At 64.7% G+C, this 22,295-nt stretch carries 23 protein-coding genes and 1 pseudogene; 16 read left to right on the top strand and 8 right to left on the bottom strand.

The annotated features are described in order from the left end of the window. Positions 1–11 precede the first annotated feature (11 nt). The 3 genes from IPK20_07755 (at position 12) to IPK20_07765 (ending at position 2,062) form a co-directional block, all read left to right on the top strand. Positions 12–416, top strand: a complete 405-nt coding sequence (locus tag IPK20_07755; GenBank protein ID MBK8016622.1) for a DUF1499 domain-containing protein — start codon at positions 12–14, stop codon at positions 414–416. 468 nt (positions 417–884) lie between these two features. Continuing rightward, positions 885–1,940, top strand: coding sequence for an XRE family transcriptional regulator (locus IPK20_07760; protein MBK8016623.1), 1,056 nt, complete (start codon positions 885–887; stop codon positions 1,938–1,940). After that, positions 1,868–2,062, top strand: coding sequence for a 4-oxalocrotonate tautomerase (locus IPK20_07765; protein ID MBK8016624.1), 195 nt, complete (start codon positions 1,868–1,870; stop codon positions 2,060–2,062). Before IPK20_07760 ends, IPK20_07765 begins: the two co-directional genes overlap by 73 nt. 196 nt (positions 2,063–2,258) lie before the next feature. Here IPK20_07765 and IPK20_07770 read toward each other — a convergent pair whose 3' ends face one another. Continuing rightward, positions 2,259–2,579, bottom strand: coding sequence for a DUF1840 domain-containing protein (locus IPK20_07770; GenBank protein ID MBK8016625.1), 321 nt, complete (start codon positions 2,577–2,579; stop codon positions 2,259–2,261). Positions 2,580–2,678: 99 nt separating this feature from the next. On the opposite strand from IPK20_07770, the gene IPK20_07775 reads away from it, so the two are divergent. The 3 genes from IPK20_07775 (at position 2,679) to IPK20_07785 (ending at position 4,777) form a co-directional block, all read left to right on the top strand. Further along, positions 2,679–2,816: a DUF3149 domain-containing protein gene (locus IPK20_07775; GenBank protein ID MBK8016626.1), complete on the top strand. Its 138-nt coding sequence runs from the start codon at positions 2,679–2,681 to the stop codon at positions 2,814–2,816. Between the two features lie 91 nt (positions 2,817–2,907). Beyond that, a complete protein-coding gene (locus tag IPK20_07780; GenBank protein ID MBK8016627.1) occupies positions 2,908–4,056 on the top strand; it encodes an epoxide hydrolase in 1,149 nt (382 codons plus the stop codon). A 43-nt stretch (positions 4,057–4,099) separates the two neighbouring features. Then, complete coding sequence (locus IPK20_07785; GenBank protein ID MBK8016628.1) at positions 4,100–4,777, top strand: Crp/Fnr family transcriptional regulator; 678 nt, start codon at positions 4,100–4,102, stop codon at positions 4,775–4,777. 30 nt (positions 4,778–4,807) lie between these two features. Here IPK20_07785 and IPK20_07790 read toward each other — a convergent pair whose 3' ends face one another. Further along, entirely contained in the window at positions 4,808–5,155 is a 348-nt protein-coding gene (locus IPK20_07790) for a cupin domain-containing protein (protein ID MBK8016629.1), read from the bottom strand. Positions 5,156–5,367: 212 nt separating this feature from the next. Here IPK20_07790 and IPK20_07795 point away from each other — a divergent pair, with 212 nt between their 5' ends. Beyond that, positions 5,368–5,574: a DUF2892 domain-containing protein gene (locus IPK20_07795; protein ID MBK8016630.1), complete on the top strand. Its 207-nt coding sequence runs from the start codon at positions 5,368–5,370 to the stop codon at positions 5,572–5,574. A 106-nt stretch (positions 5,575–5,680) separates the two neighbouring features. On the opposite strand, the gene IPK20_07800 is transcribed toward IPK20_07795, so the two are convergent. After that, entirely contained in the window at positions 5,681–6,421 is a 741-nt protein-coding gene (locus tag IPK20_07800) for a sulfite exporter TauE/SafE family protein (protein ID MBK8016631.1), read from the bottom strand. A gap of 266 nt (positions 6,422–6,687) precedes the next feature. Between IPK20_07800 and IPK20_07805 the strand changes: the two genes are divergently transcribed. The 5 genes and pseudogenes from IPK20_07805 to IPK20_07825 all read left to right on the top strand — a co-directional run bounded on the left by IPK20_07805 (position 6,688) and on the right by IPK20_07825 (position 11,701). Continuing rightward, positions 6,688–7,323 (top strand): alpha/beta hydrolase, encoded by a 636-nt coding sequence (locus IPK20_07805; protein MBK8016632.1) that lies wholly within the window; start codon positions 6,688–6,690, stop codon positions 7,321–7,323. A gap of 22 nt (positions 7,324–7,345) precedes the next feature. Then, a pseudogene (locus tag IPK20_07810) lies at positions 7,346–8,390 on the top strand (aminopeptidase). Positions 8,391–8,460: 70 nt separating this feature from the next. Further along, entirely contained in the window at positions 8,461–8,940 is a 480-nt protein-coding gene (locus IPK20_07815) for a CoA-binding protein (protein ID MBK8016633.1), read from the top strand. Positions 8,941–9,014: 74 nt separating this feature from the next. Further along, positions 9,015–10,304 carry an O-acetylhomoserine aminocarboxypropyltransferase/cysteine synthase gene (locus tag IPK20_07820; protein MBK8016634.1) on the top strand — a complete coding sequence of 430 codons (1,290 nt, stop codon included), beginning with the start codon at positions 9,015–9,017 and terminating at the stop codon, positions 10,302–10,304. Between the two features lie 233 nt (positions 10,305–10,537). After that, the gene (locus IPK20_07825; GenBank protein ID MBK8016635.1) at positions 10,538–11,701 is read left to right on the top strand and encodes an MFS transporter; all 1,164 of its coding nucleotides are present in this window, start codon (positions 10,538–10,540) and stop codon (positions 11,699–11,701) included. A gap of 165 nt (positions 11,702–11,866) precedes the next feature. Here the strand turns inward: IPK20_07825 and IPK20_07830 are convergent, their stop codons facing one another. Further along, a complete protein-coding gene (locus IPK20_07830) occupies positions 11,867–12,241 on the bottom strand; it encodes a 4a-hydroxytetrahydrobiopterin dehydratase (protein MBK8016636.1) in 375 nt (124 codons plus the stop codon). Positions 12,242–12,404: 163 nt separating this feature from the next. Between IPK20_07830 and IPK20_07835 the strand changes: the two genes are divergently transcribed. After that, positions 12,405–12,806, top strand: a complete 402-nt coding sequence (locus tag IPK20_07835; GenBank protein ID MBK8016637.1) for a dihydroneopterin aldolase — start codon at positions 12,405–12,407, stop codon at positions 12,804–12,806. Between the two features lie 26 nt (positions 12,807–12,832). Continuing rightward, on the top strand, positions 12,833–13,297 hold the full coding sequence (locus IPK20_07840; protein ID MBK8016638.1) for a TerB family tellurite resistance protein: 465 nt from the start codon (positions 12,833–12,835) through the stop codon (positions 13,295–13,297). A 76-nt stretch (positions 13,298–13,373) separates the two neighbouring features. Here IPK20_07840 and IPK20_07845 read toward each other — a convergent pair whose 3' ends face one another. Then, the gene (locus tag IPK20_07845; protein ID MBK8016639.1) at positions 13,374–16,484 is read right to left on the bottom strand and encodes an efflux RND transporter permease subunit; all 3,111 of its coding nucleotides are present in this window, start codon (positions 16,482–16,484) and stop codon (positions 13,374–13,376) included. Between the two features lie 302 nt (positions 16,485–16,786). Between IPK20_07845 and IPK20_07850 the strand changes: the two genes are divergently transcribed. Next, on the top strand, positions 16,787–17,518 hold the full coding sequence (locus IPK20_07850) for an SAM-dependent chlorinase/fluorinase (GenBank protein ID MBK8016640.1): 732 nt from the start codon (positions 16,787–16,789) through the stop codon (positions 17,516–17,518). 134 nt (positions 17,519–17,652) lie between these two features. Here IPK20_07850 and IPK20_07855 read toward each other — a convergent pair whose 3' ends face one another. Then, complete coding sequence (locus tag IPK20_07855) at positions 17,653–17,820, bottom strand: hypothetical protein (GenBank protein MBK8016641.1); 168 nt, start codon at positions 17,818–17,820, stop codon at positions 17,653–17,655. A 359-nt stretch (positions 17,821–18,179) separates the two neighbouring features. Between IPK20_07855 and IPK20_07860 the strand changes: the two genes are divergently transcribed. Beyond that, positions 18,180–19,136 carry a GNAT family N-acetyltransferase gene (locus IPK20_07860; protein MBK8016642.1) on the top strand — a complete coding sequence of 319 codons (957 nt, stop codon included), beginning with the start codon at positions 18,180–18,182 and terminating at the stop codon, positions 19,134–19,136. Between the two features lie 190 nt (positions 19,137–19,326). Here IPK20_07860 and IPK20_07865 read toward each other — a convergent pair whose 3' ends face one another. Both IPK20_07865 and IPK20_07870 read right to left on the bottom strand, forming a co-directional pair. Then, on the bottom strand, positions 19,327–21,378 hold the full coding sequence (locus IPK20_07865) for an elongation factor G (protein MBK8016643.1): 2,052 nt from the start codon (positions 21,376–21,378) through the stop codon (positions 19,327–19,329). Positions 21,379–21,546: 168 nt separating this feature from the next. Then, positions 21,547–22,248, bottom strand: coding sequence for a peptidase E (locus IPK20_07870; GenBank protein ID MBK8016644.1), 702 nt, complete (start codon positions 22,246–22,248; stop codon positions 21,547–21,549). Positions 22,249–22,295 lie beyond the last annotated feature (47 nt).

Raw genomic sequence — 22,295 nt, forward strand, 5'->3', positions numbered from 1 at the left:
CCATCGCGATCATGGGATGGCTGGCCGGCAAACGGCCCACGGATCTTGGCGTGAGAGGAGGACGCCTCAAACCGGCACCCTCCACGCCGAATGCCGTCCACAGCCAGGTGAAGGGCGGCGTTCACGCCATCGAGCCGTTCGGTTACAGGGCGAGCCGCCACGATGCGATGGAAGCGATCGCCCAGATCGTGGCGGGAATGAAGGGTGCCCGCATCGTCGCGCGATCCGACGACTATCTCTACGCCGAGTTCGAGACTGCCTGGCTGGGCTTCGTCGACGATGTGGAATTCTATGCCCCGCCCGAGACCAAGGTCGTTCACGTGAGGTCCGCGTCGAGACTTGGCCACTCGGACCTGGGAGTCAACCGGCGCCGGGTCGAAGCCATTCGTGCCCGGTTCTCGGAACGGGGCTTGTAGGGACGGTGTGACGCGCCCGGGCCGACGGTCGAGCGGAGTGACGAACCGGCCGCGCGGCCGGGCAGTTCCGGCTGGATTCGAACCGGCCCTGGCATTGTCGAGTTTCTTTACTTTCATTCAGCGATTCCCACCCTCTGCGATGATTTCCGGGGGGGCTTCTCCCCCGGCACAGGGTGCGTCGGGCGGTCGTGCACGGAACGTGCTGTCGACGAGAAACGGAACACAAGCTGCGGCCAGCCGCGTTCTCGCCTCCGAGCGTTGACGCAGTGCCAGGCGGTATGCCTCTTCCAGATTTCGGGATCGCAAGGTATTTCCTCCGGAGATGGGCGGATGTCGTCCGCTTCAGCCCCGGATGCTCGGCGAATCCCGTGGACCCGTCACCGGGCCGTCCGGGAGTGGCATGGCGATGAACGCTCGGTCGCGGCGTGGGTTACCCCACATCAGAACGAAAAGAGACGCGGCGAGACCATGGCAGACACCACATCACTCATCGACGGACTGAAGCGCGCGCTGCGCGCCCGGAGGATCAACTACGCGCAGGTGGCCCAGAGTCTGGAACTGAGCGAAGCCAGCGTGAAGCGGCTCTTCTCCAAGGGCGGTTTCACCCTCGAGCGGTTCGAACAGGTGTGCCTGCTCGCCGGCACCAGCCTCGTCGAACTCGCCCGTGAATCCGACAGCGGCAAGGATGCGGTCTCCCAGCTCACGCTCGAACAGGAACGCGCGATCATGCGCGACAGGAAGCTGCTGCTCGTGGCGGTGTGCGCGCTCAATCATCTTTCGATCGACGAGATCACGGCACTCTACGATCTGACCAAGGCGGACTGCATCCGCCTGCTTCTCGATCTCGAGCGGATCCGGTTCCTTGAACTGCTCCCCGAAAACCGCATCCGCCTTCGGGTCACCCACGCCTTCACGTGGCTGCCGAACGGTCCGATCCAGCAGTATTTCAAGGCCAAGGCGCAGAACGAGTACTTCAGGGCCAACTTCGACAAGTCCGACGAAACCATGCTGCTGATCAACGCGATGCTGCCGACGAACATGGTCGGCATCGTCGCATCCAAGCTCCGGCGCCTCGCCAACGAATTCGCAGAACTTCACGAAGATCACAAGCGGCTGCCGCTCGGAGAACGCCGTTCCGTCACGCTGCTGCTCGCACTGCGCCCGTGGGAACTCGAGGACTTCCGGGACCTCCGCCGCCCGAAGCCCGAGAAGCCGGTGTCGCGTCTTCCGCACACACCGATCGAAATCCTCGCTGCCGGCAGCCGGGAGTCCAGGGACAGGGCGCGTCCTTCACGCGCAGGTCTCTTCTGCCGCCCACGCGGGTATCGGGGCGGGCAATTCGCCCGCCCTTGCGGCCCCTCCCTCGCGACGTGCAGCACCCGCCGGCCCACGCGCCGGGCTACACTCCGGCCGGCGCCTGCAAGCAGGTGCGTCGAATCGTGGGAGGATCCATGCCATTCATACACGTGCGGCTCTTCGAGGGCCGGAGTGAAGAACAGAAGCGCGCATTCGCGCAGGCGGTGACGCGGGAAGCGGAGCGCATTCTGGGGTGCTCACCCGACGCCGTGGACATCGTTTACGAGGACGTCCGGAAGTGTGACTGGGCAACGGCGGGCCGCCTGTGGTCGGAGCCGCCCGAGTCCTAGGGGCCGCACGCGCTCGTTTTCGCGGACCCGCATACACTCCTCCGGTAGCCGGTCCCGTCCCTTCGGGTGGCGACGGAAACGGGCGCTGGCGGCGTGGGTCGGCTCGACGAGATGTCCAATCTCGCTTTCACCTCCCGCCTTGCCATCGCCCCGTGTCCGACTGCCACGCGATCGGCGACCATTGATCAGACCTTCCCTAGGACCGGATGGAGCCGGCCGGCTCGACGGACCACAGCACATCGCATCGTTTCTTCGCGGCGAGTTTCAGCAGTTCGATGAGCGGATACGCACGGCGATCCAGGGTGACGGACGTCTCCTCGTCGTCTTCGGCCGCCGGTGCGGGCGGCTTCGGTGCGCGGGCAAGTTCCTTCAGGAGCGTATCCAGGGCGGCGGGCACGTCCTTCGCCAGCAGTGCGCTAGGCACCTCGCCGCTGTGTCCCATCATGCGGATGAGAGGTTCGGCATGCTCGGCATGCATGATGAACGTGCCGGCATCGGAATCGAATCGTATGAACATGGCGCTCCTCTCGGGGGGGTGATTGCAGTTTGATCTAGGACAACGGATACGGTTCTGCCAGTGGCAGCATGAACTTTCCAACAAGAGGAGGGCGCTGCGATGGTCATGCTCCAGAATCTGCTGTCGACCGACTACGGACTGATGAGCCTTGTGGTGATCGTGGGCGTGCTGGTCATGGGCGGCTGGTTCGCCGTGTGGTTCAACAAGAAGATGTCCGGAGGTGCGAACGACGCTTGAGGCAGGCGGCGGGCTTCGGTCGGCACGCTGGACGGAGAGGGCGGATGAAAGCACAGGGAGGGTAACCCCACGACACCCGCTTGCTGCCTGGATGACGCCCACTCCCTTTCAGGTCCGCTTCCCCGATGAGGCGCTTGCCGATCTGCGTGCAAGACTTGCACTGACCCGCTATCCCGACCAGGCCCCCGGAGATCCGTGGGCGTACGGCACGTCCGTTTCGTACCTCCGCGAACTCGTCGACTACTGGCGTACGGGTTTCGACTGGCGATCCGCCGAAGCGCGTCTGAACGCGTTTCCCCAGTACAAGGTACCTCTGTCGGGCATCGACGTTCATTTTCTGCACGTTCCAGGCAAAGGTCCGAACCCCTGTCCGCTGCTCCTTTCCCATGGCTGGCCGGGCTCCGTCTTCGAGTTCCTGGACATCATCCCGCTGCTGACGGATCCCGCGGCCCACGGCGGCGATCCTGCTGATGCCTTCACCGTTGTCGCGCCGTCCCTGCCCGGCTATGGTTTGTCGTTCAGTCCGGGCCAGCGCCGGTTCCCGCTGGAGGACATCGCAGACTGCTTTGCCGCGCTGATGTCCGAAGTCCTTGGGTACCGCCGATTTGCGGCCCAGGGGGGCGACTGGGGAGCGTTCGTGACGTCTCGCCTCGGGTACGCCCATCCCGACCTGCTGTGCGGGATCCACCTCAACCTGCTGGCAGTCCGGCGCGATCCCAGAATGATGCAGTCGCCCACTCCTGAGGAGCAGGTTTTCGTGCAGGAACTGGAGCATTTCCTGAAGGAGAACACCGGCTACCAGTGGATCCAGGGTACGCGTCCGCAAACGCTCGCGGCTGCATTGACCGACTCGCCCGCCGGACTGGCCGCCTGGATCGTGGAGAAGTTCCGGTCCTGGTCGGACTGCGGCGGCGACGTGGAATCGGTGTTCTCGAAGGATCATCTGCTGGCGAACATCACTCTGTACTGGCTCACCGGGGCCATCGGCTCCTCCTTCTGGCCATACTATGCGCGCATGCACGGACCGTGGCCCATTCCGGAAGATGGGGTCAGGGTTCCCACAGGGTACTGCCAGTTTCCCCGGGAGATTCTGCGTCCGCCCCGTTCCGTTGCCGAGCGCCTGTATCGCAATATCCAGCGATGGACCGTCATGGGCAAGGGGGGGCACTTCGCCGCCATGGAACAGCCCGCTGCTCTCGCTGCGGAAATTCGCGAGTTCTTCCGGCCGTTGCGGGCGTGATGGACGCTTTGCAGGTGCCTCGTTGCGCTTTGCCTTGTGAGCCATGACGACACTCGACCGGACCACGATCAAGCAGCGATTGCGCACGCTGTACCCGGCGCTGGAAAGCGTTCCAGAGGAACGGCTCGACCGTCTCCTGGAGGAAGGCAGCATCGTTCAAGTCAAGGCCGGCACGGTCCTGTTCGACGACAAGAGTCCATGCCAGGCGTTTCCGATGCTGGTGGAAGGCACCATCCGGGTATCGAAAGTGGGCGCCAACGGCCGCGAATTGCAGCTGTATCGCGTAGTGCCCGGAGAAAGCTGCATCCTCACCACGAGCTGCCTTCTCGGCAAGGTCCAGTACAACGCCAGGGGGGTGGCGGAAACCGACGTCGTGGCGGTTGCCCTTCCTCAGCCCGTGTTCGGCCGCCTGATCTCCGATCAGGAGCCGTTCCGCAACTACGTCTTCAGCCTCTTCTCGGAGCGGATCGCGGAACTCATGCAACTCGTGGAGGCGGTCGCATTCCAGAGGCTCGATCAGCGGCTTGCGGCGCTCCTGCTGGGCAAGGGCAAGGTGGTGCACACGACGCATCAGGCGCTGGCAGACGAGCTTGGCAGTGTGCGGGAGATCGTGAGCCGGCTGCTCAAGACTTTCGCCGAGCAGGGGCTGGTTTCGCTGTCGCGGGAGAACATCGAGATCGTGGATGCGGGCGGACTTCGCCGCATCGCGGCTCCTGCATGACGAAGACCCGCCCGACGGGGGACGTGTCGATCAGCGTCTGAGATAGTCGTCGCTTCCCGTGAGCCAGTCCTCGCGGGCAGGGGTGAAGATGTCGTAGGCCACGAGCGTTTCCACGGCTTCCGCGGTGTGCGGGACATCGGCCGGAATGAAGATCATCTCGCCCGGACCCACGTTCACCGTTCGGCCCTCCAGCCGGAACTGCCACGTTCCGCTCATCACCCACGTCACCTGCTCGTTGGGGTGGCTGTGCTCGGGCACCACGTAGCCCTTTTCGACCTCGGTCAATCCGATCATCACCTTGCCGTCGTAGGCAAGCTTGCGGCGAAAGTGGTCGTTGACCGTTTCGTAGGGGATGTCGGTCCACTTGATGTGTTTCATGGTCGTCTCTGGCAGGGATGGAATGGACAGTGTAATGGCGTCGGCCGCACCGTTCACGCCCCGCAGGTGACCTGAGTCACAGACCCCCGACCGGGATGAATCGATACTGATGCCGTGATTCGCGATGTTCCAAGGCGTGAAGGCAGGTGAACCGGCATCGGCAGGTTCAGCGCGCATTCCGCGTGTCGAAACTCAATCCAAGGAGATGAACGATGAAGTCCAACGTCGGCGGTATCGATCGATTGCTGCGTATCGTGGTGGGGATTGCCCTCCTGGCCATGTTCTTCGTTGCCGAAGGCACGCTGAAGTACGTCGGACTCATCGGGATCGTTCCCCTGCTCACCGGACTGTTCCGCTTCTGTCCGCTATATTCGATCGTCGGGCTGAACACCTGCCCGGCGAGCGGCCGCGGCGCCTGACGGCGGGTCCTGCGAACGTCGCGGACTCTCGAGCGGAGCGCGAGTTCGCGGTGGAAGTCACGCCCGACCGTGCTCGATCAGCGCGTATCCGGCCAAACTCAGTGTTTTACTGAAGGGCCCGGGCAATCAGGGAGGCGCCGCTGAGAACCAGCAGCCCTCCGACCGCGCGTGCCGCGATCGCTGACGGCAAGCGGGGCTGAACTCGCCGGCCGATCCAGGTGCCTGCCAGCGTCCAAGGGAACAGGAACAGAGCGGTCATCCAGATTCGCGAATCCAGCAGCAGCCCCGACAGGAAGAACAGCACGATCCGAAGACTCGTGCTCAGCGAGAAGACGACCGACAGGCTGGCCCTGAGCCGCAGCGGGTCGCGTATCCGGCCCGAGAAGTAAGTGGCATATACCGGGCCGCCCACCCCGTACACGGCACCGAACAGCCCTCCCAGAAAGCCGGCTCCCTGGGACCACCTTGCCGACACCACCACCGGCCTGTCGTGACGAAACAGGTTGTACGTGGCGTACAGGACCACGAATACGCCCAGGGGCAGGAGCAGCCGGTCGCCCGGTGCATACGCAAGCAGGGCGACCCCCAGCAGGGCGCCGGCGACGATACCCACCACCATGGACCGAACTTCCTTGATGTCCACCTCCCGGCGAAAATGCCACCCCGCATAGATTGCCGCTGAAAAATCCAGCAGAAGGATGACGGGAACGACCGTCCTCAGCGGCAGGAAATGCGCGAGCAAGGGGATGGAAACGAGTGCCGAGCCGAAGCCGGAAATGCCGAACACCGCGTACGCGATGATCATGATGACCGGCCCGGCGACGAGTGTCGCGGGATCGAAGGGCATCTGCGGGAGTGTAGCAAGCGGTCCTCGAGGCAGGGCATCGGCCGCGAGGGTCCCGTCACGGTGCAACGACGGGGCATGTGCATGGCCCATCGCCCATCCCTGGGATCGCGCTGACGCCCGGCGTTCGCCGCCTTCGCCCGCAACGGGAAACGTCCGGTCTCGTCGCCTCCCGCTTTGCGAGCCGCCGTATTCGACTGCCACAAGACCGCACACATCGATAGGACCTTCCCTAGAATCGCCTATCTTTGCGCGCGGACAGCGAGAAGGTGGAAACGGTCGTTCTCATCCACGGGCTGTGGTTCTCCGGCTGGAGCATGAGCCTGCTGCGCCACCGCCTGCTTCGCGCGGGCTACCGCGTGAAGGTGTTTTCCTATCCCACCGTCAGCGTGGATCTGGATGCCAATGCTCGCGCTCTCGCACGGTTCGCGACCGGACAGCAGGGGGACCGTCTTCACTTCGTGGCACACAGCCTCGGCGGCCTCGTGCTGCTCACGATGCTTCGATCCGGCTCGCGGCTGCCGCCGGGCAGGGCCGTGCTTCTGGGAAGCCCCATTGGCGGCAGCCGTGCGGTCGACTCCATGGCCCGATGGCGCTGGACGCGTTCGATGCTCGGCAGGTCGATCCTGCAGTGGCATCGCGATGCTCTGACCGGAGTTCCGAGGCTCGAGATCGGCGTGATCGCCGGTGGCACGGGCCTGGGCCTCGGCTGCGCCATCGCCCGCCTTCCGTTGCCGCACGATGGAACCGTGGCAGTCGACGAGACTCGTGCGCCACTGCTGGCGGACCACCTCGTACTGCCCGTGACCCATTCGGGGCTCTTGGTTTCGCGAACCGTCGCCACCCAGATCTGTCATTTCCTGCGTGATGGCCACTTCCACCGACACGCGTGCACCGATGCCTGAATGCTCGTCCCGCCATATGGTCATGTCTGCATGGCGCACAGCCGGCCTGCGGTCACGGGGCTGGATCGGAAGGACACTGCTTGTCGGGCTTGCTTCGCTGTCGCCGGGCTGTACGTCGGTGGGCTACTACTACCAGGCCGCAGCCGGTCAATGGGAGCTGATGCGCGCGGCGCGGCCCATCGAGGAATGGGTCGGCGATCCCGGGACGCCGGCGGAGCTTCGCGTCCGGCTGCAGGCAGTGCGCGACATCCGCGCCTTCGCGAGCCGCGAACTGGGCCTGCCGGACAATGCCAGCTACCGGGCCTATGCGGACCTTCACCGGCCGTTCGTTGTCTGGAACGTCGTTGCGGCGCCCGAATTCTCCACCCATCCCAGGCAATGGTGCTTTCCCTTCGCAGGCTGCGTGAGCTACAAGGGCTGGTTCAGCGCCGAGGCGGCCGATCGGGCGGGGGAACAGATCCGGGCCGAGGGTTACGACGTGTTCGTCTACGGCGTGCCGGCATATTCGACACTGGGCTGGTTCGCGGACCCCGTGCTGAACACGTACATCCCACCAGGTGGCCTACGTGTCCGGGGACAGCACCTTCAACGAGTCGTTCGCGACGTGCGTCGAGCAGATCGGCGTGCGGCGGTGGCTCGACCGCAACGGCACGGAACAGGAGCGGATCGAATTCGAGTCCATGGACCGTCGCAAGGAAGACTTCATCCGTCTCATCCTGGACGCGCGCGCGGAACTGGACAGGGTCTATGCGGGCTCGGCGCCTCCTGACGAGATGCGGCGCGCGAAATCGAAGGTGTTCGACCAAACTCGTGCCGGTTACCAGGAACTCAAGCGGAAGTGGGGCGGCTTCGCCGGCTACGATCGCTGGTTCGCAAAGCCCCTGACCAATGCGCATGTGGCGTCCGTGGCCACCTACGCCGATGCCGTGCCGGCGTTCGAGCGCCTGTTCGAGACATTGGGTGGCGATCTGCCTCGCTTCTACGAGGAAGCGAGGCGGCTCGCCCGAGCGGATGCAGCGGAACGCGCAAGGGTGCTGGACCTGCCGGTGAAGTCGGCGGGCAGATGATTCGTGACTGCCTGCGGTCGGTCCAAATCTGATACAAACGCGGCTTCACGATCAACCACACCCGCTCACCATGGCCGACGATACCGACATCAACACTCTGCGGCGCATCCTGCGCACCTGCAAGACGATCGCCGTGGTGGGCCTGTCCGCCAACTGGTACCGCCCCAGCTACTTCGCCGCGAAATACATGCTCGATCACGGGTATACGGTGATACCCGTCAATCCCTCGTATCCGGAGGTTCTGGGACAGAAATGCTATCCGTCGCTCAGGGACATTCCGGTTCCCGTGGACATGGTGGACTGCTTCCGGCGCAGCGAGGACATCGGCCCCATCGCCGATGATGCGATCGCGATCGGGGCCAAGGTCCTTTGGATGCAGCTGGGCGTGATCAACGACGAAGCCAGGCGCAAGGCGCTGGCAGCGGGACAGGATGTCGTGATGGACCGCTGCGTGAAGATCGAACATGCCCGTCTGTTCGGCGGGTTGAACTGGATCGGCGTCAACACCAAGGTGATCTCCAGCAAGCGGCCCCGCTGGTTGCCCTACTGACGGCTCCTTCCGGCTGCGGGGCGCCGCTACAATCCCCGCTTGGCTTCACGATCGATACAGACCGAGGATTCTCCATGGCCGATCACGAATTCGGTTTCGGAACGCTTTGCCTGCACGCCGGACAGATTCCGGACCCCGCCACAGGTGCCCGCGCGGTGCCCATCTACCAGACCACGTCCTACGTGTTCGACACGCCCGAGCATGCGGCGAGCCTGTTCAACCTGCAGACGTTCGGAAACGTCTATTCGCGCCTGTCGAATCCCACCGTCGCCGTGTTCGAGGAACGCGTCGCTGCGCTCGAGAACGGACGCGCGGCTCTCGCACTGTCCTCGGGCCAGGCCGCTCAGATGACCGCGCTGCTCACGCTGCTGGAGGCAGGCGATGAACTGGTGTCGGCGAGCACTCTCTACGGCGGCACCTATTCGCAGTTCGAGGTGAATTTCCGCCGCATGGGCATCGACACGAAGTTCGTGCACCCCGACGACCCCGAGAACTTCCGCAAGGCCATCACCCCGAAGACGAAGGCCCTGTACGCGGAAACCATGGGCAATCCCGGCATCAACGTGCTGGACATCGAGGCGGTGGCCGGGATCGCCCACGAGGCGGGCATTCCGCTGGTCATCGACAACACGTTTGCTTCGCCCTATCTGTGCCGGCCCATCGATTTCGGCGCCGACATCGTCGTGCACTCCGCCACGAAGTTCATGGGCGGTCACGGAACCACGATGGGTGGCGTCATCGTCGAATCCGGCAAGTTTCCCTGGGACAACGGCAAGTTCCCCGGAATGACCGAGCCTTCGCGTGGCTACCACGGTGTCCGCTTCTACGAAACGTTCGGTGACTTCGGCTTCACCATGAAATGCCGGATGGAAACGCTGCGCACGCTGGGGCCATGCCTCTCTCCGATCAACGCCTTCCTCCTGCTTCAGGGCCTGGAGACGCTGCACGTGCGCATGGACCGGCATGTGGCCAATGCGAACCGCGTCGCGCAGTTCCTCGAATCGCATCCGCAGGTTTCCTGGGTGAACTTTCCATCGCTCGAGTCGAGTCCCTATCGTGCTCTCGCGAAGAAGTATCTCCCCAAGGGGACCGGCTCGATCATGACGTTCGGCATCAAGGGGGGCGTTGCGGCGGGCGAACGATTCATCGAGGCCTGCCAGTTCCTCTCGCACCTCGCCAACGTCGGCGACGCCAAGACCCTGGTGATCCATCCTGCGTCCACGACGCACCGCCAGCTTTCCGAGGAAGAGCAGTTGAAGGCCGGTGTGTCGCCCGACATGATCCGGCTGTCCGTGGGCATCGAGGACATCGACGACATTCTCTGGGACATCGGCCAGGCCCTGGAGAAATCGAAGGGCGAGTGAACGGGAAGGCTTGGTCGCTCTCCGGCGCGATTCGCCGGTGGCTGGAATTGCGCGCACCTGTTCGCAATGCGTGTGCATGCCCGTGCCGATTCCGGCTCTTCTGCCTGGTGCCGGCAGAGTGAAACGCCGTAAGCGCATCGGGCCGGGATTGCCGCAGCCGTTCGTCCGTTTTCCCCTCGGCTTGGTGTAGCGGGTTATCCGTGCCGGGACAGGAGCCCCTTCTGAAAGCCATCGTGCTGCCGATCGTCCTCACGCTGGCGATCCAGGTGCTTGCTTCCGGCGCCGTATTCACGCCGCCGGTGCTCGCACCCGCAGCGAGTGTGGAGATGGGCGTCGATGCCTCCGCGGTAGGCATGGTCACTTCCATCATCTACCTTGCGTCCGCCGCGGCGGCGCTCCTGAGCGGCGGGTTCATCGTGCGGCTGGGCCCCATGCGCGTGAGTCAGATCGCCCTGCTGCTGGTCGCGGCAGGATCGGCGATGCTGGTCACGGGGCACATCGCGGGCATCGTGTTGGGTGCGGTGCTCATCGGCCTGGGGTACGGTCCGGTGACTCCGTCGTCGTCGGCGATCCTGGGCGACAGAACTCCCGCACGATGGCGAGCCTTCGTGTTTTCGCTCAAACAGACCGGTGTACCCATCGGCGGTGCATTGGCAGGCGCACTGGTCCCGATGGTCCTGACGGCCGCGGGTTGGAGAGCCGCGGCATTGTGCGTCGCGGCCGGATGCATCGGACTTGCCACGATCGTGCAGAAAGGCCGTGCCGATATCGACAAGGCGCGGCGGCAGGACGCGCCGTTGTGGAATCTCCGCCTTGCGGAGCCCATGCGCATGCTGTGGGCGCAGCGCCCGTTGCGAGACCTGGCGCTCGCTTCGTTCGGGTACTCCGGGATGCAGATGTGCCTGGGCAGCTATCTCGTCGTCTACCTGCACGAGCTCGCGAAGGTGAGCGTCGCGGCCGCAGGCGCTGCACTGTCCGTGGCCATGGCCGGAGGGGTGCTGGGCCGGCTCTTCTGGGGCTTCGTCGCCGACCACTACGTCAGGCCCCGGAGGCTGCTGGGGATGCTGGGGATCGGCATGTCCCTCTGCGCGTTCTCGGTCGGCTGGATCGACGCACGGACGCCCTGGGCGCTCGTGTCGGGGCTGGCGTTCGTGTTCGGAGCCACTGCAGTGGGGTGGAACGGCGTCTACATCTCCGAGGTATCGCGCATTGCCCCCAAGGGGTACGAAGCAGCCGTCACCGGCGCATCGTTTGCGCTCACGTATCTGGGCGTGTTCGTCTCTCCCCTCGTCATCTGGTTCGTCGTATCAATCGGGTTCGGCTACGGTACCGGCTTCGCGCTCGTGGGGCTGCTGACCCTGTGGCGAGGACTCGTCTTCTTCCAGCGGCGGCATTGACCTCGCGGAGGATCTGCCGGCCACGTGTCGAGCGACCGGCGCGGGCTGCGGCGCCAGTTCTTCTGACGCGGCGTGATGCATGCGTTTCCGCCGCACTTTCGCGCCGGTTCCGATCGCTGTCCACTTGTGCCGCGGTGCGGAGGGACAGAACCGGCGGCTTGTGCGTCAGTCGTAGACGATGTAGCGGAACCGCGGATCGTCCACCGGCGTCCCCGTGAGTGCCCCGCTTTCCCGGGCGGGTTGCCAGTGAACGACGTCCTCGATGCGGCGGGCAAGTTCGAAATCCCGCGCCGTGATTCCGTTCGCGTCGTGACTGTGCAGCCGTACCTCCACGCCGCCATAGGTCACCACCAGATCGGGGTGATGCCATGCCGCTTCCGCCAGGTGGGCCACGGTGTTGGCGACCATCAAGGCGCCTTTCCAACCTTCGGTGCGGTACTTCCGGGTGATGCAGCCGTCGTCGAACTGCCACCGAGGCAGGTCCCGTTCGAGTCTTTCGCGGACCTCACTGTCGGAATAGCCGGCTTTCGTTTCGTTCATGGTGGCCTCCATGGCGATCGGTTCGGGGTAAGGAGAGTGTAGAGGAAGCCGACGGGCGCAACCCGCGTCGCGGAACAGTGACCCGACGCGCTGGCGCGAGCGGTGATTGGTGTAGCATCATCCCTTTGCAACATCCTCTCGGCCGAGACGGGCGACGATGGACATGAACGAACCGCTGCTGCACATCCAGCCGCCGGCGTGGCGTGGCGAAGACGATGACGTGCGCACGCTCTTTCTGCGCAACTTCGTGGCACACGCGGACATCGGCGTATACGACAGCGAGCGCACCCGACGGCAACCTCTGCGAATTCATCTCGCGGTCTATCTCACACCGCCTTTCGACTGGCACGACCGTCTCGAGGACGTGCTCGACTACGACAAGTTGCGGCAGGGCATCCTGGACATTCTGGGGGCCGGGCACATCAATCTTCTGGAAACACTGGGGCAGCGCGTGCTCGCCATGTGTTTCGACTACGCGCAAGTGTGCGCCGTGCATCTGCAGATCGCCAAGATCGAGGCGCACGAGGACTGCGAAGTCGGCTACGAGGTCCGCCGCCGCCGGTAGCCGAAGCAGCGGCGTCGGGATTCCTCATGCTGAAGGCCATTCGCGAATTCTTCGAGACCCGCATGGATGCCGGTTCGCGCCAGGCGGACGAGACGCATGCGATCAGGCTGGCGACTGCCGCACTGCTCGTGGAAATGGTCCGCATGGACGGCGAGATCGACGCTGCCGAACGTGCCGCCATCATGGCGGCCGTCCGCGGCAAGTTCGGGCTTGCGGCCGAGGAAGCCGACGAGTTGGTGAGGCTCGCGGAACAGGAAGCGCGTCAATCCACGGACTACTACCAGTTCACGTCGCTGCTCAACCGGCACTTCTCCGCCGAGCAGAAGGAGAAGGTCATCGAGGCCATGTGGCGGGTGGCCTACGCAGACACGGCGCTGAGCGCATGGGAGCAACATCTCGTGCGCAAAGTGGCAGACCTGCTGTACGTCCCGCACGGCGCCTATGTCGCGGCCAAGATGCGGGCCCGCGAGGAAGGCGGCGGTCCGCCCTGAGGACAATATGATCGGGCACGTGGTCGCGACCCGGGGCCGGCCGCCTGGGCTGCCGGCGATCGGCCCTTTCCCGGTCTCAGTCGTTGTCGTTGCCCCGCGCCTTCGGAACGAACCAGGGGTAGATCGTCGGCAGCACCACCAGCGTGAGAAGCGTCGAGGTGAGCAGACCCCCGATCACCACGATGGCCAGCGGCCGTTGCACTTCCGAGCCCGGCCCAGTGGCAAAGAGAAACGGTATGAGGCCCAGCATCGCCACCGTGGCCGTCATGAGAACGGGGCGAAGCCGCATGCGTGCACCCTCCACGATGGCTTCCTGCGTGGTGTGGCCGGCTTGGCGCAGTGACTCGATGTAGCTGACCAGCACCACACCGTTCAGAACGGCGATTCCCCACAGCGCGATGAAGCCGACGGACGCGGGCACCGACAGGTACTCGCCGGTGATGAACAGTCCCACGACGCCGCCGATCGAGGCGAACGGCAGCACGGTGATGATCAGCGTCGCGTAACGCAGCGAACGGAACAGCAGGAACAGCAGGAAGAAGATGGCGCCGATGGTGACCGGAACGATCAGCGTGAGGTGCTTGAGCGCCTTTTCCATGTTCTGGAACTGCCCGCCCCACTCGAAGGAATAGCCGGGCGCCAGGGGCAGGGAACTGCGGACCTTCTCCTGCAGTTCGGCGACGAAACCGCCCAGGTCCCGGCCCGCCACGTTCATTCCCACCACGATTCTCCTTCTGCCCGTCTCGCGGGAGATCTGCGCGGGACCTTCCTCCACGACGATGCGTGCAACGTCCTTCATGCGTACGCGAGCATGGCCCGAGGTGAGCATGAGCGTTTCCTCGATGTCCGCCACGTCGTTGCGGAAGTCCAGCGGCAGGCGCACGGAGGCAGGGAACCGTCTTTCGCCTTCGAAGATCTCCGTCGCCACCCGGCCGCCGAGCGTGATCTCGATGAAGTCGCGCACGTCGGAGACGTTCAGTCCGAACCGGGAGATTGCCTGCCTGTCCACGATCAGCTGCAGGTATTGCTGGCCCGAGACCCGCTCGATGCGGAAATCGCGCGCGCCGCGGATGCCGGAGGCGATCGCCGCCACCTGCTCCGCGTAGCGGCGAAGCTCGTCCATGTCGGTTCCGAAGATCTTGACGGCCACATCGGACCGCACGCCCGTCACCATCTCGTCCACGCGATCCGAGATCGGTTGCGCCATGACGATCTGCACACCGGGGAGGCCTTCGAGCTTCTGCCGGATGGCTTCGGCAATGTCGTCCTGCAGCCAGCCCGAAGGCCATTCGTCGCGCGGCTTCAGAGTGACGATGGGATCCGCCTCGTTCGGCCCGGCCGGATCAGCGGGCGACTCGCCCCGGCCCACTCTCGAGACCGCCAGCTTGACGCCCGGCACTTCCATCATCCGCCGCATCGCCTCCTGTTCCATGCGCGTGGACTCCTCGATGGAAATGTTGGGGGCACGCATGATGTTGGGCGACACCGAGCCCTCCTTCATCTCGGGGATGAAGGACGTGCCGAGGAACGGCACGAGCGCAAACGCACCCACGAACAGAGCGACCGCAATCCCGGTCGTCAGCACCGGGTTGTTCATCGTGTTGTGCAGCAGGCCCAAGTACGGCTTCTTGATGAGCGCGATCAGTCTGGTGTCGTGGTCCGCGCCACCCTTGAGAAAGATGGCCGCGAGCGCGGGCGACAGCGTGAGCGAGAGCACCAGCGAGACACCCAGAGCGATGGCGATGGTGTAGGCCAGGGGCGAGAACATCTTGCCTTCCATGCCGGTGAGCGTCATCAGCGGCAGGAAGACGAGAATGATGATGCCGACACCGAACAGCACCGGAGTGGCCACTTCCAGGACCGAGCCCAGGATCACGGCGGAACGCGACACATAGCCGTCGCTTCGCCGGCCGAGATGCGAGAAGGCGTTCTCCACCACCACGACGGAGCCATCGACCATGAGTCCGATCGCGATCGCCATTCCTCCCAGCGACATGAGATTGGCGGAGAGTCCCACCTGATTCATCACGATGAACGTCACCAGCGGCGTGAGGACGAGCGTGACCACGACGATCACCGACGAGCGGACATCCCCCAGGAACAGGAACAGCACCACGACAACCAGCACGACGCCTTCGATCAGCACCTTCACCACGGTGGCGAGCGCGGCATCGACGAGTTCCGACCGGTCGTAGTAGGGAACGATCTGAAGTCCGTCCGGAATCGCGCCCGTGGAGTTGAGTTCCGTGACTCTTGCCTTCACGCGCGACACCACGTCCTTGGCGTTGCCGCTCGCGATCATCATCACGATGCCCCCGGCAGCCTCGGTGTTGCCGTTCTTCACCATCGTGCCCACCCGGGGAAGGTGCCAGATGCGCACATCGGCCACGTCGCGGATGAGCACGGGTGTACCGTTGACCTCCTTCAGCACGATGGAACGGATGTCGTCCATCGTGCGGATCAGACCCACCCCGCGGATGAGGTACTGGTCGGCATGGTGCGGCATGATGCCGCCGCCGAAGTTGGAGTTGTTGTTTCTCAGCGCGTCGTAGACCGCGTTCACCGGGATGTTGAAGTGAGTCAGGCGATCCGGATCGACCTGTACCTGATACTGCTTCACGTAGCCGCCGGTGGAATTGATCTCCGCCACGCCGGGAATGGAGCGCAGGTAGGGACGCACGACCCAGTCCTGGATGGTGCGGCGGTGCGTGAGCTCCTCCTGGGTCAGGGCGCGGTTGCCGTCCTTGGGATGTTCGAGCGTGTACTGGTAGACCTCGCCCAGGACCGATGAGACCGGGCCCAGCACCGGCGTGACGTCGTCCGGCAGGCGATCGCGCACCTCGATCAGCCGTTCCATCACGAGCTGGCGCGCAAGGTACAGGTCGGTCTTGTCCGTGAACACGAGTGTGATGAGGGACAGCGCAGGCCGATTGAGCGAACGCATCTCCGTGAGCCCTGGCAATCCCGTCATGGCGATCTCCACCGGGATCGTCACCGCGCGCTCGACCTCCTGAGGCGAACGGCCCACGGCTTCCGTGGCGATCTGCACCTGCACGTTGGTCACGTCGGGAAACGCATCCACGGACAACTTCGTCGCCGCGTCCAGGCCGAAGAAGAGCAGTATCACGGCAACGACGATGACGATGGCGCGCTGTTGCAGCGCGCTGCGGATGATGGATTCGATCAAGATCCTTCTCTCGTGAGCAGCAGGTGCCCGACCGTTGAGCGGGACAGGCCCTGAATCAAGGCGGCGGCATGCGTCTTTGCTGCTGCCGGGGAATCCGGACTGCTCTGTGCAGCACGCCGCCATCGCGTACCGTCCGGCAAGAACGGTGCACCGTCGACACGGTGCGGGGGCGACCGGTATGTGGGGGGAAGTGTACCTCGCGGACGGGGCCCGTCATTCATGGAAATTCCGCCGGTATGACACGTGGGCGCCGAATGGCTGCCTGTTACCATTCACACGTCGTCATCCGTCACCGTTCTTCCATGGCTCTCATGCTGTTTTCCGACTTCGGCGCGACGGACCTCTACGTCGGCCAGGTCGAAGCCGTCCTGGACCGATACGCGCCGGGCGTGCGCGTGATCAATCTGCTCAACGAAGCCCCTGCGTTCGACGTCAAGGCATCCGCTCACCTGCTGGCCGCCCTGGCGAGCCGCGTGCCGCGGGGCCATGTCTTCATCGCGGTGGTGGATCCGGGGGTGGGAACGCGCCGCAGCGGACTGGTCGCGCGGATAGATGGGCGCACCTTCGTCGGACCGGACAATGGGCTGTTCTCGGTCCTGTGGCACAGGAGCGCCATGCGCAGCGTGTGGCGCATCGCCGATCACCCCCAGGGTGTCTCGGTTTCCTTCCACGGCCGGGACGTGTTCGCGCCGATGGCCGCGGCCGTGGCAAGCGGGGAATTTCCCAACGAGAACGTGAAGCAGATACCCGCGCCCGAGGTCCTGCTCCCGGGCGAGGATCTCGCGGAGATCATCTACCTCGACCACTATGGCAACGCTTTTACCGGACTGCGCGGGCAGGACTTGCCCGAAGCGCGCGAACTCTGCCTCGTCGGCATGCGGATTCCGCATGCGCGCGTCTTCGGTGACGCTCCTCCCGGAAAGGCGTTCTGGTACGTCAACAGCCTCGGCTTAGTAGAGGTCGCCATGCCTGCGGCGAACGCTGCCACGACGCTTGGCCTGCGGGTCGGGCAGTCCGTGCAGTGGGCAGCGTGAGCCGCCTGAAATCGACGCCTGCTTGAGTCCACCCGGACATCGGCTCCCGATCGGTTCCGGGGTTCCGCAGAGCCGGGGAAGGGTTCTCGCACACCACGAAGCGGACGGTCATGTTCGCCTCTCCTCTCGGCGAATCAGGGGGTGACGCTGAAAAGCGCGCCAAGCACGGGGTTCTGGGCAAGAAGCGCGAGCACGAAGACGACGGAAACGGTCCAGCCGGTGACGAACCCGTCGGGCTGGCGGGCGTACGAATCGGCGTTCTCGGGAACGGGGGCGGTGCAGGACAGGCGGGCGTTGCTCATGGCGATTCCTTGAAACGTGCGGGGCACTGCAGTCGCGAACCAGCGGGCGACCGCTCTTTGCGCGTGCATCGCCGGGGTAATCGGCATGGTGGCGGGCAACTTGAGGGGAATTTCGCCGCCGGCCTCGTACTCGGCGAATCCGGAGACGTCGCCATAGACCCTGGACCGGCAAAGGGAATCGCATTTGCCGATGCGGCGGATTTCCAGCCGAGATGCGCATGCGGGAGAAGCCGCAGTCATGGTACGTTTAGCGCTTGCGGATGAGGCGCACGACTGCCGGGCTGTAGCGGCAGTAGGCATCATCCGTTGTCTGGCGGTCTGCCGCGGCAGACTCTCGAATCGAACCACCACACATCGCCATGTACCTGTCGGCCCTCGATATCCAGAACATGCAAGGCATCCGCCTTGAGCATTTCCTCAATCCGAATGCCATCTGCATCGACAAGTCGCTGGGTGACGTGACAGGCCTGCGCAACCTCGGTGTGCACATGGTGGTCGTCGAGCCGGGGCACCGGTCGACCGAGTTGCACGCCCACAGCTTCGAGGAGGAATGTGTCTACGTGCTGGCGGGGCGCGGAACGGCGATCCTGGGGGACCGGACGATCCTGATCGGTCCGGGTGATTTTCTGGCCTACCCGGCCAACGGGGTCCCGCACGAAATCATCAACGAGGGCAGCGATCCGCTCATTTTTCTGGTCGTCGGCCAGCGGCTCGACCACGATGTCATCGACTATCCGAGGCAGCATCGCCGCCTCTACCGACATCATCAGGAGACCGACGTCGTCCAGTTCGGCGCGCTGGAGCCGGCCGCCGGTGCGGACACGGCGGGACGTCCGGCCGAACCGGTGGTGCCTCCGGCCAACGGTTTCCGTCTGGTTCCCATCGATCAGAACGGCAGGCCCGACGGACCCGTGCCCGGCCTGCCGAAAGAAGCCAAGGACGCGTGCGACGCCTCGGCCGAACTCTACGGTCAGGTGGGCTTCGTCCCCCCCTGGACAGGGTATCTCGCCTTCATGGGCGACATCTGCGTGGGGACGTGTGCGTTCAAGGCGCCGCCCAAAGGCAACCGGGTCGAGATCGCGTACTACACGTTCCCCGCCTACGAGGGCCGGGGTCATGCCACGTCCATGGCGATCGCGCTGATGCAGATTGCCTTCGAAGTGCAACCCGGAATCCGGCTCATCGCCCACACGCCTGCCGAGGAGAGCGCATCCACCGCCGTGCTCTCGAAGCTCGGGTTCCACCTGACCGGCCGCGGACACGATACCGATGAAGGCGAGGTCTGGGAGTGGATGCTCCAGACGGCCGCCTCCTGATCCTCCAACCGCGTCGGATTCCACTACAGCGCAAGGCCGTGTCTGCGTGACCGGCGTCGGAAAGCGAGCTCGCCGATACCGCTTCGGGGGGCACGCTCTCCCGCATTACCTCTCTACGTGTGGCTGACCGGAAGGGTCTGTCCCCGTTCGGCTGGGGCCGGGAAGCCGCATCCCGCCCACTGGCACTCCATCATTCCTCTTCCTCGACGCGGTGCTGCCGGTGTTCGGCGGCAAGTTGCTGTTGAAGCGCCGGCGGCGCCGGCTCGTAGTGGCTGAGCGTGAGGCCATAGGAGCCGTGCCCCCCGGTCATCGCCTTGAGCCGCGATCCATAGTCCTCCACTTCGGAGAGCGGCACCATGCCCGTGACTGCAAGCGTACCGAGCCGAAGCCCGAGGGTTCCGGTGACCTGGCCGCGTCGCGCCGATAGGTCGCCCGTGATTTCCCCGATGTGCGCCTCGGGGCACACCACTTCCAGAGAGACCACCGGTTCCAGCACGATGGGATGCGCCTTGGAGATCGCGTCCAGGAATGCCTTCCGGCCCGCCGCCACGAAGGCGACTTCCTTCGAATCGACGGGATGATGCTTTCCGTCGTAAACCGTGACCTTGACGTCGTGCATGGGGTATCCCGCCAGCGGACCGGAAGTCAGGACCTGTTCCACCCCCTTGCGCACCGCCGGGATGAACTGGTTGGGAATGACGCCGCCCTTCACCTCGTCCACGAATTCGAATCCCGTCCCTCGCGGCAACGGCGCGACGCGCAGAAAGACCTCACCGAACTGACCGGCGCCTCCCGTCTGCTTCTTGTGACGGTGGTGGCCTTCCGCGGCCGACGTGATGGTCTCTCTGTATGGTACGCGCGGCGGCCGGGTCTGCACCTCGATCTTGTATTGCTGTGCCATGCGCTCCACGACGGCACGCAGGTGCAGTTCTCCGAGGCCGCGAAGGACCGTTTCATTGAGGACCGGGTCGTGATCCACACGCAACGTGGGGTCCTCCGCCGCGAGCTTGTGCAACACATCCGACAGCCGCTGCTCGTCTCCGCGGCGCTTGGGCGAGATCGCGATTCCATGCATGGGCGTGGGAAACTCCAGTGGCCGCATGTGGATGTGGTCTTCGTCGTGGGAATCGTGCAGCACGCAATCGAATTCGATCTCGTCGACCTTCGCGACCGCGCCGATGTCGCCGGGGACGCAGCGGTCGATCTCGACATGGTCCTTGCCCTGCATCATGAGCAGATGGCCGACCTTGAACGGCTTGCGGCCGTCACCCACGAACAGCTGGGTGTCCTTGGTCACCGTGCCCTGATGGACGCGGAAGATCCCGAGCTTGCCCACGAACGGATCGACGACCACCTTGAACACATGGGCCAGCACGTGCTTCGCGGGATCCGGATCGGAACGGAATTCCATGGCTGTTTCGCCCTCGCCCTTCACGAACAGCGGTGGATTGCCTTCCGCGGGTGTGGGAAGCAGGTGTTCGAAGATGTCGAGCAGGTCGGCGATGCCCGCTCCATTGCGCGCGGAGACGAAGCAGATGGGCACCAGATGTCCTTCGCGAAGCGCGGCCTCGAAGGGGGCGTGCAACTGCTCCGGGGCGACCTCGCCCTGTTCCAGATAGAGCGACATCAGATCGGCGTCGACCTCCACGACCTGGTCCACGATCCGGCGATGCGCTTCGGCCACCGACGAGAAATCCGATTCGCCCGCGGGATTGAAGAAGCAATCGACCACCCGGGTCCCATTGGCGGCGGGCAGATTGATCGGCAGGCATTCCTTGCCGAAGGCGGCCTGCAGATCTTCGAGCAGCTTCGGCAGGTCGGTGTTGTCGGCATCGATCTTGTTGACGATCAGCAGGCGGCACAATTTCCTCTGCGCCGCCCACTCCATCATCCGCGTGGTCACCAGTTCGATGCCCGACTGCGCGCTCACGACGATCGCGGCGGTCTCCACCGCGTCCAGAGCGCCCATGGCCTGGCCGACGAAATCGGGAAAGCCGGGCGTATCGAGAACGTGCACACGGATGTCCCCATGGTCCAGGTGCACCGCGGACGTTCGCAGCGAATGCTGATAGCTCTTTTCCAGCGGATCGAAGTCGCTGACCGTGGAACCGCGCTCGACCGAGCCTCGGCTCGGGATCACGCCTGCCTGATGCAGCAGTGCTTCCACCAGCGTCGTCTTGCCCGACGCGCCGTGGCCGACGAGTGCCACCGTCCGAATCGAATCGGAATCGTACTGCGCCATGCCCCCTCCCATGGTTGCGTTGACGCGACGCCGGACCCGCCGGAACCCGAGGCTGCCGGGCCCTCGACAGCGGGCCGGCCCGGGGAGGTTCCCCTTGGAATCTGCCTGCAGGGCACGTTACTACGCGCGGGGCCGGAAGGGAAAGCCCCGAACGCAACACATCACCGGCTAAGCGGGCATCGCCTCGCCGGACCCCTCGGGCCGCACCGGTTCGATCGCGGTTTCGGTGGCGCCGTCTGCCGTACGCCGGACCGACCACGCCATCGCCTTGGGACGATTGGCGATGGCGCGGTGAAAGACGCCGTCTACGAAATGAAGTCCCACCCCGTCGTCGGCAGCGTAACCATCTGCGACCTCGCCGGAGGCCACCATTCCCCGATAGGCCGGACGGCGATCCGTCTCGCTGTCGTAGTGCGGGCAGTTGCTGCCCCCCACCAGCCCCAGACAACGAAGACTGGTGAGCGCTCCTGCGATCGAATCGGTGATACCCTGATCGAACCAGCAGATGGACCCGGCGCTCGAGCCGCCCAGCACGATGCCCTGGGCGCATGCTTTCGCCAGAACCGCATCGAGGCCCCAGTCGCGCCAGATCGCGAGCATCGTCCGCGTGTTGCCGCCTCCTACGGCAACGGCATCGAAGCCCAGCACGAAATCCTCGAGATCCCTGGGAGTGCGCTTGAAGAAGGGAAGTACGGCAGGTGTGCAGCCCAGCCGGGTGAATGCCTGGTAGAAGCGGAGCTGGTAGGGCTCGTTGTCGCCGCTGGCGGTCGGGACGAAGAGGATTCTCGGCGCATCGCGCCCCGTGAGTTCCTTGAAGTACCGCTCCAGGTGTAGATTGTTCTCCGGGTCGGCAAGGAAGGCGCCGCCCATGGCGAAGACGTGTTGGGTCGCGGGCATGAATTCATTCACCGTGTTCG

The organism is Betaproteobacteria bacterium (assembly GCA_016713305.1).
In the GTDB taxonomy this organism is placed as follows: Bacteria; Pseudomonadota; Gammaproteobacteria; order Burkholderiales.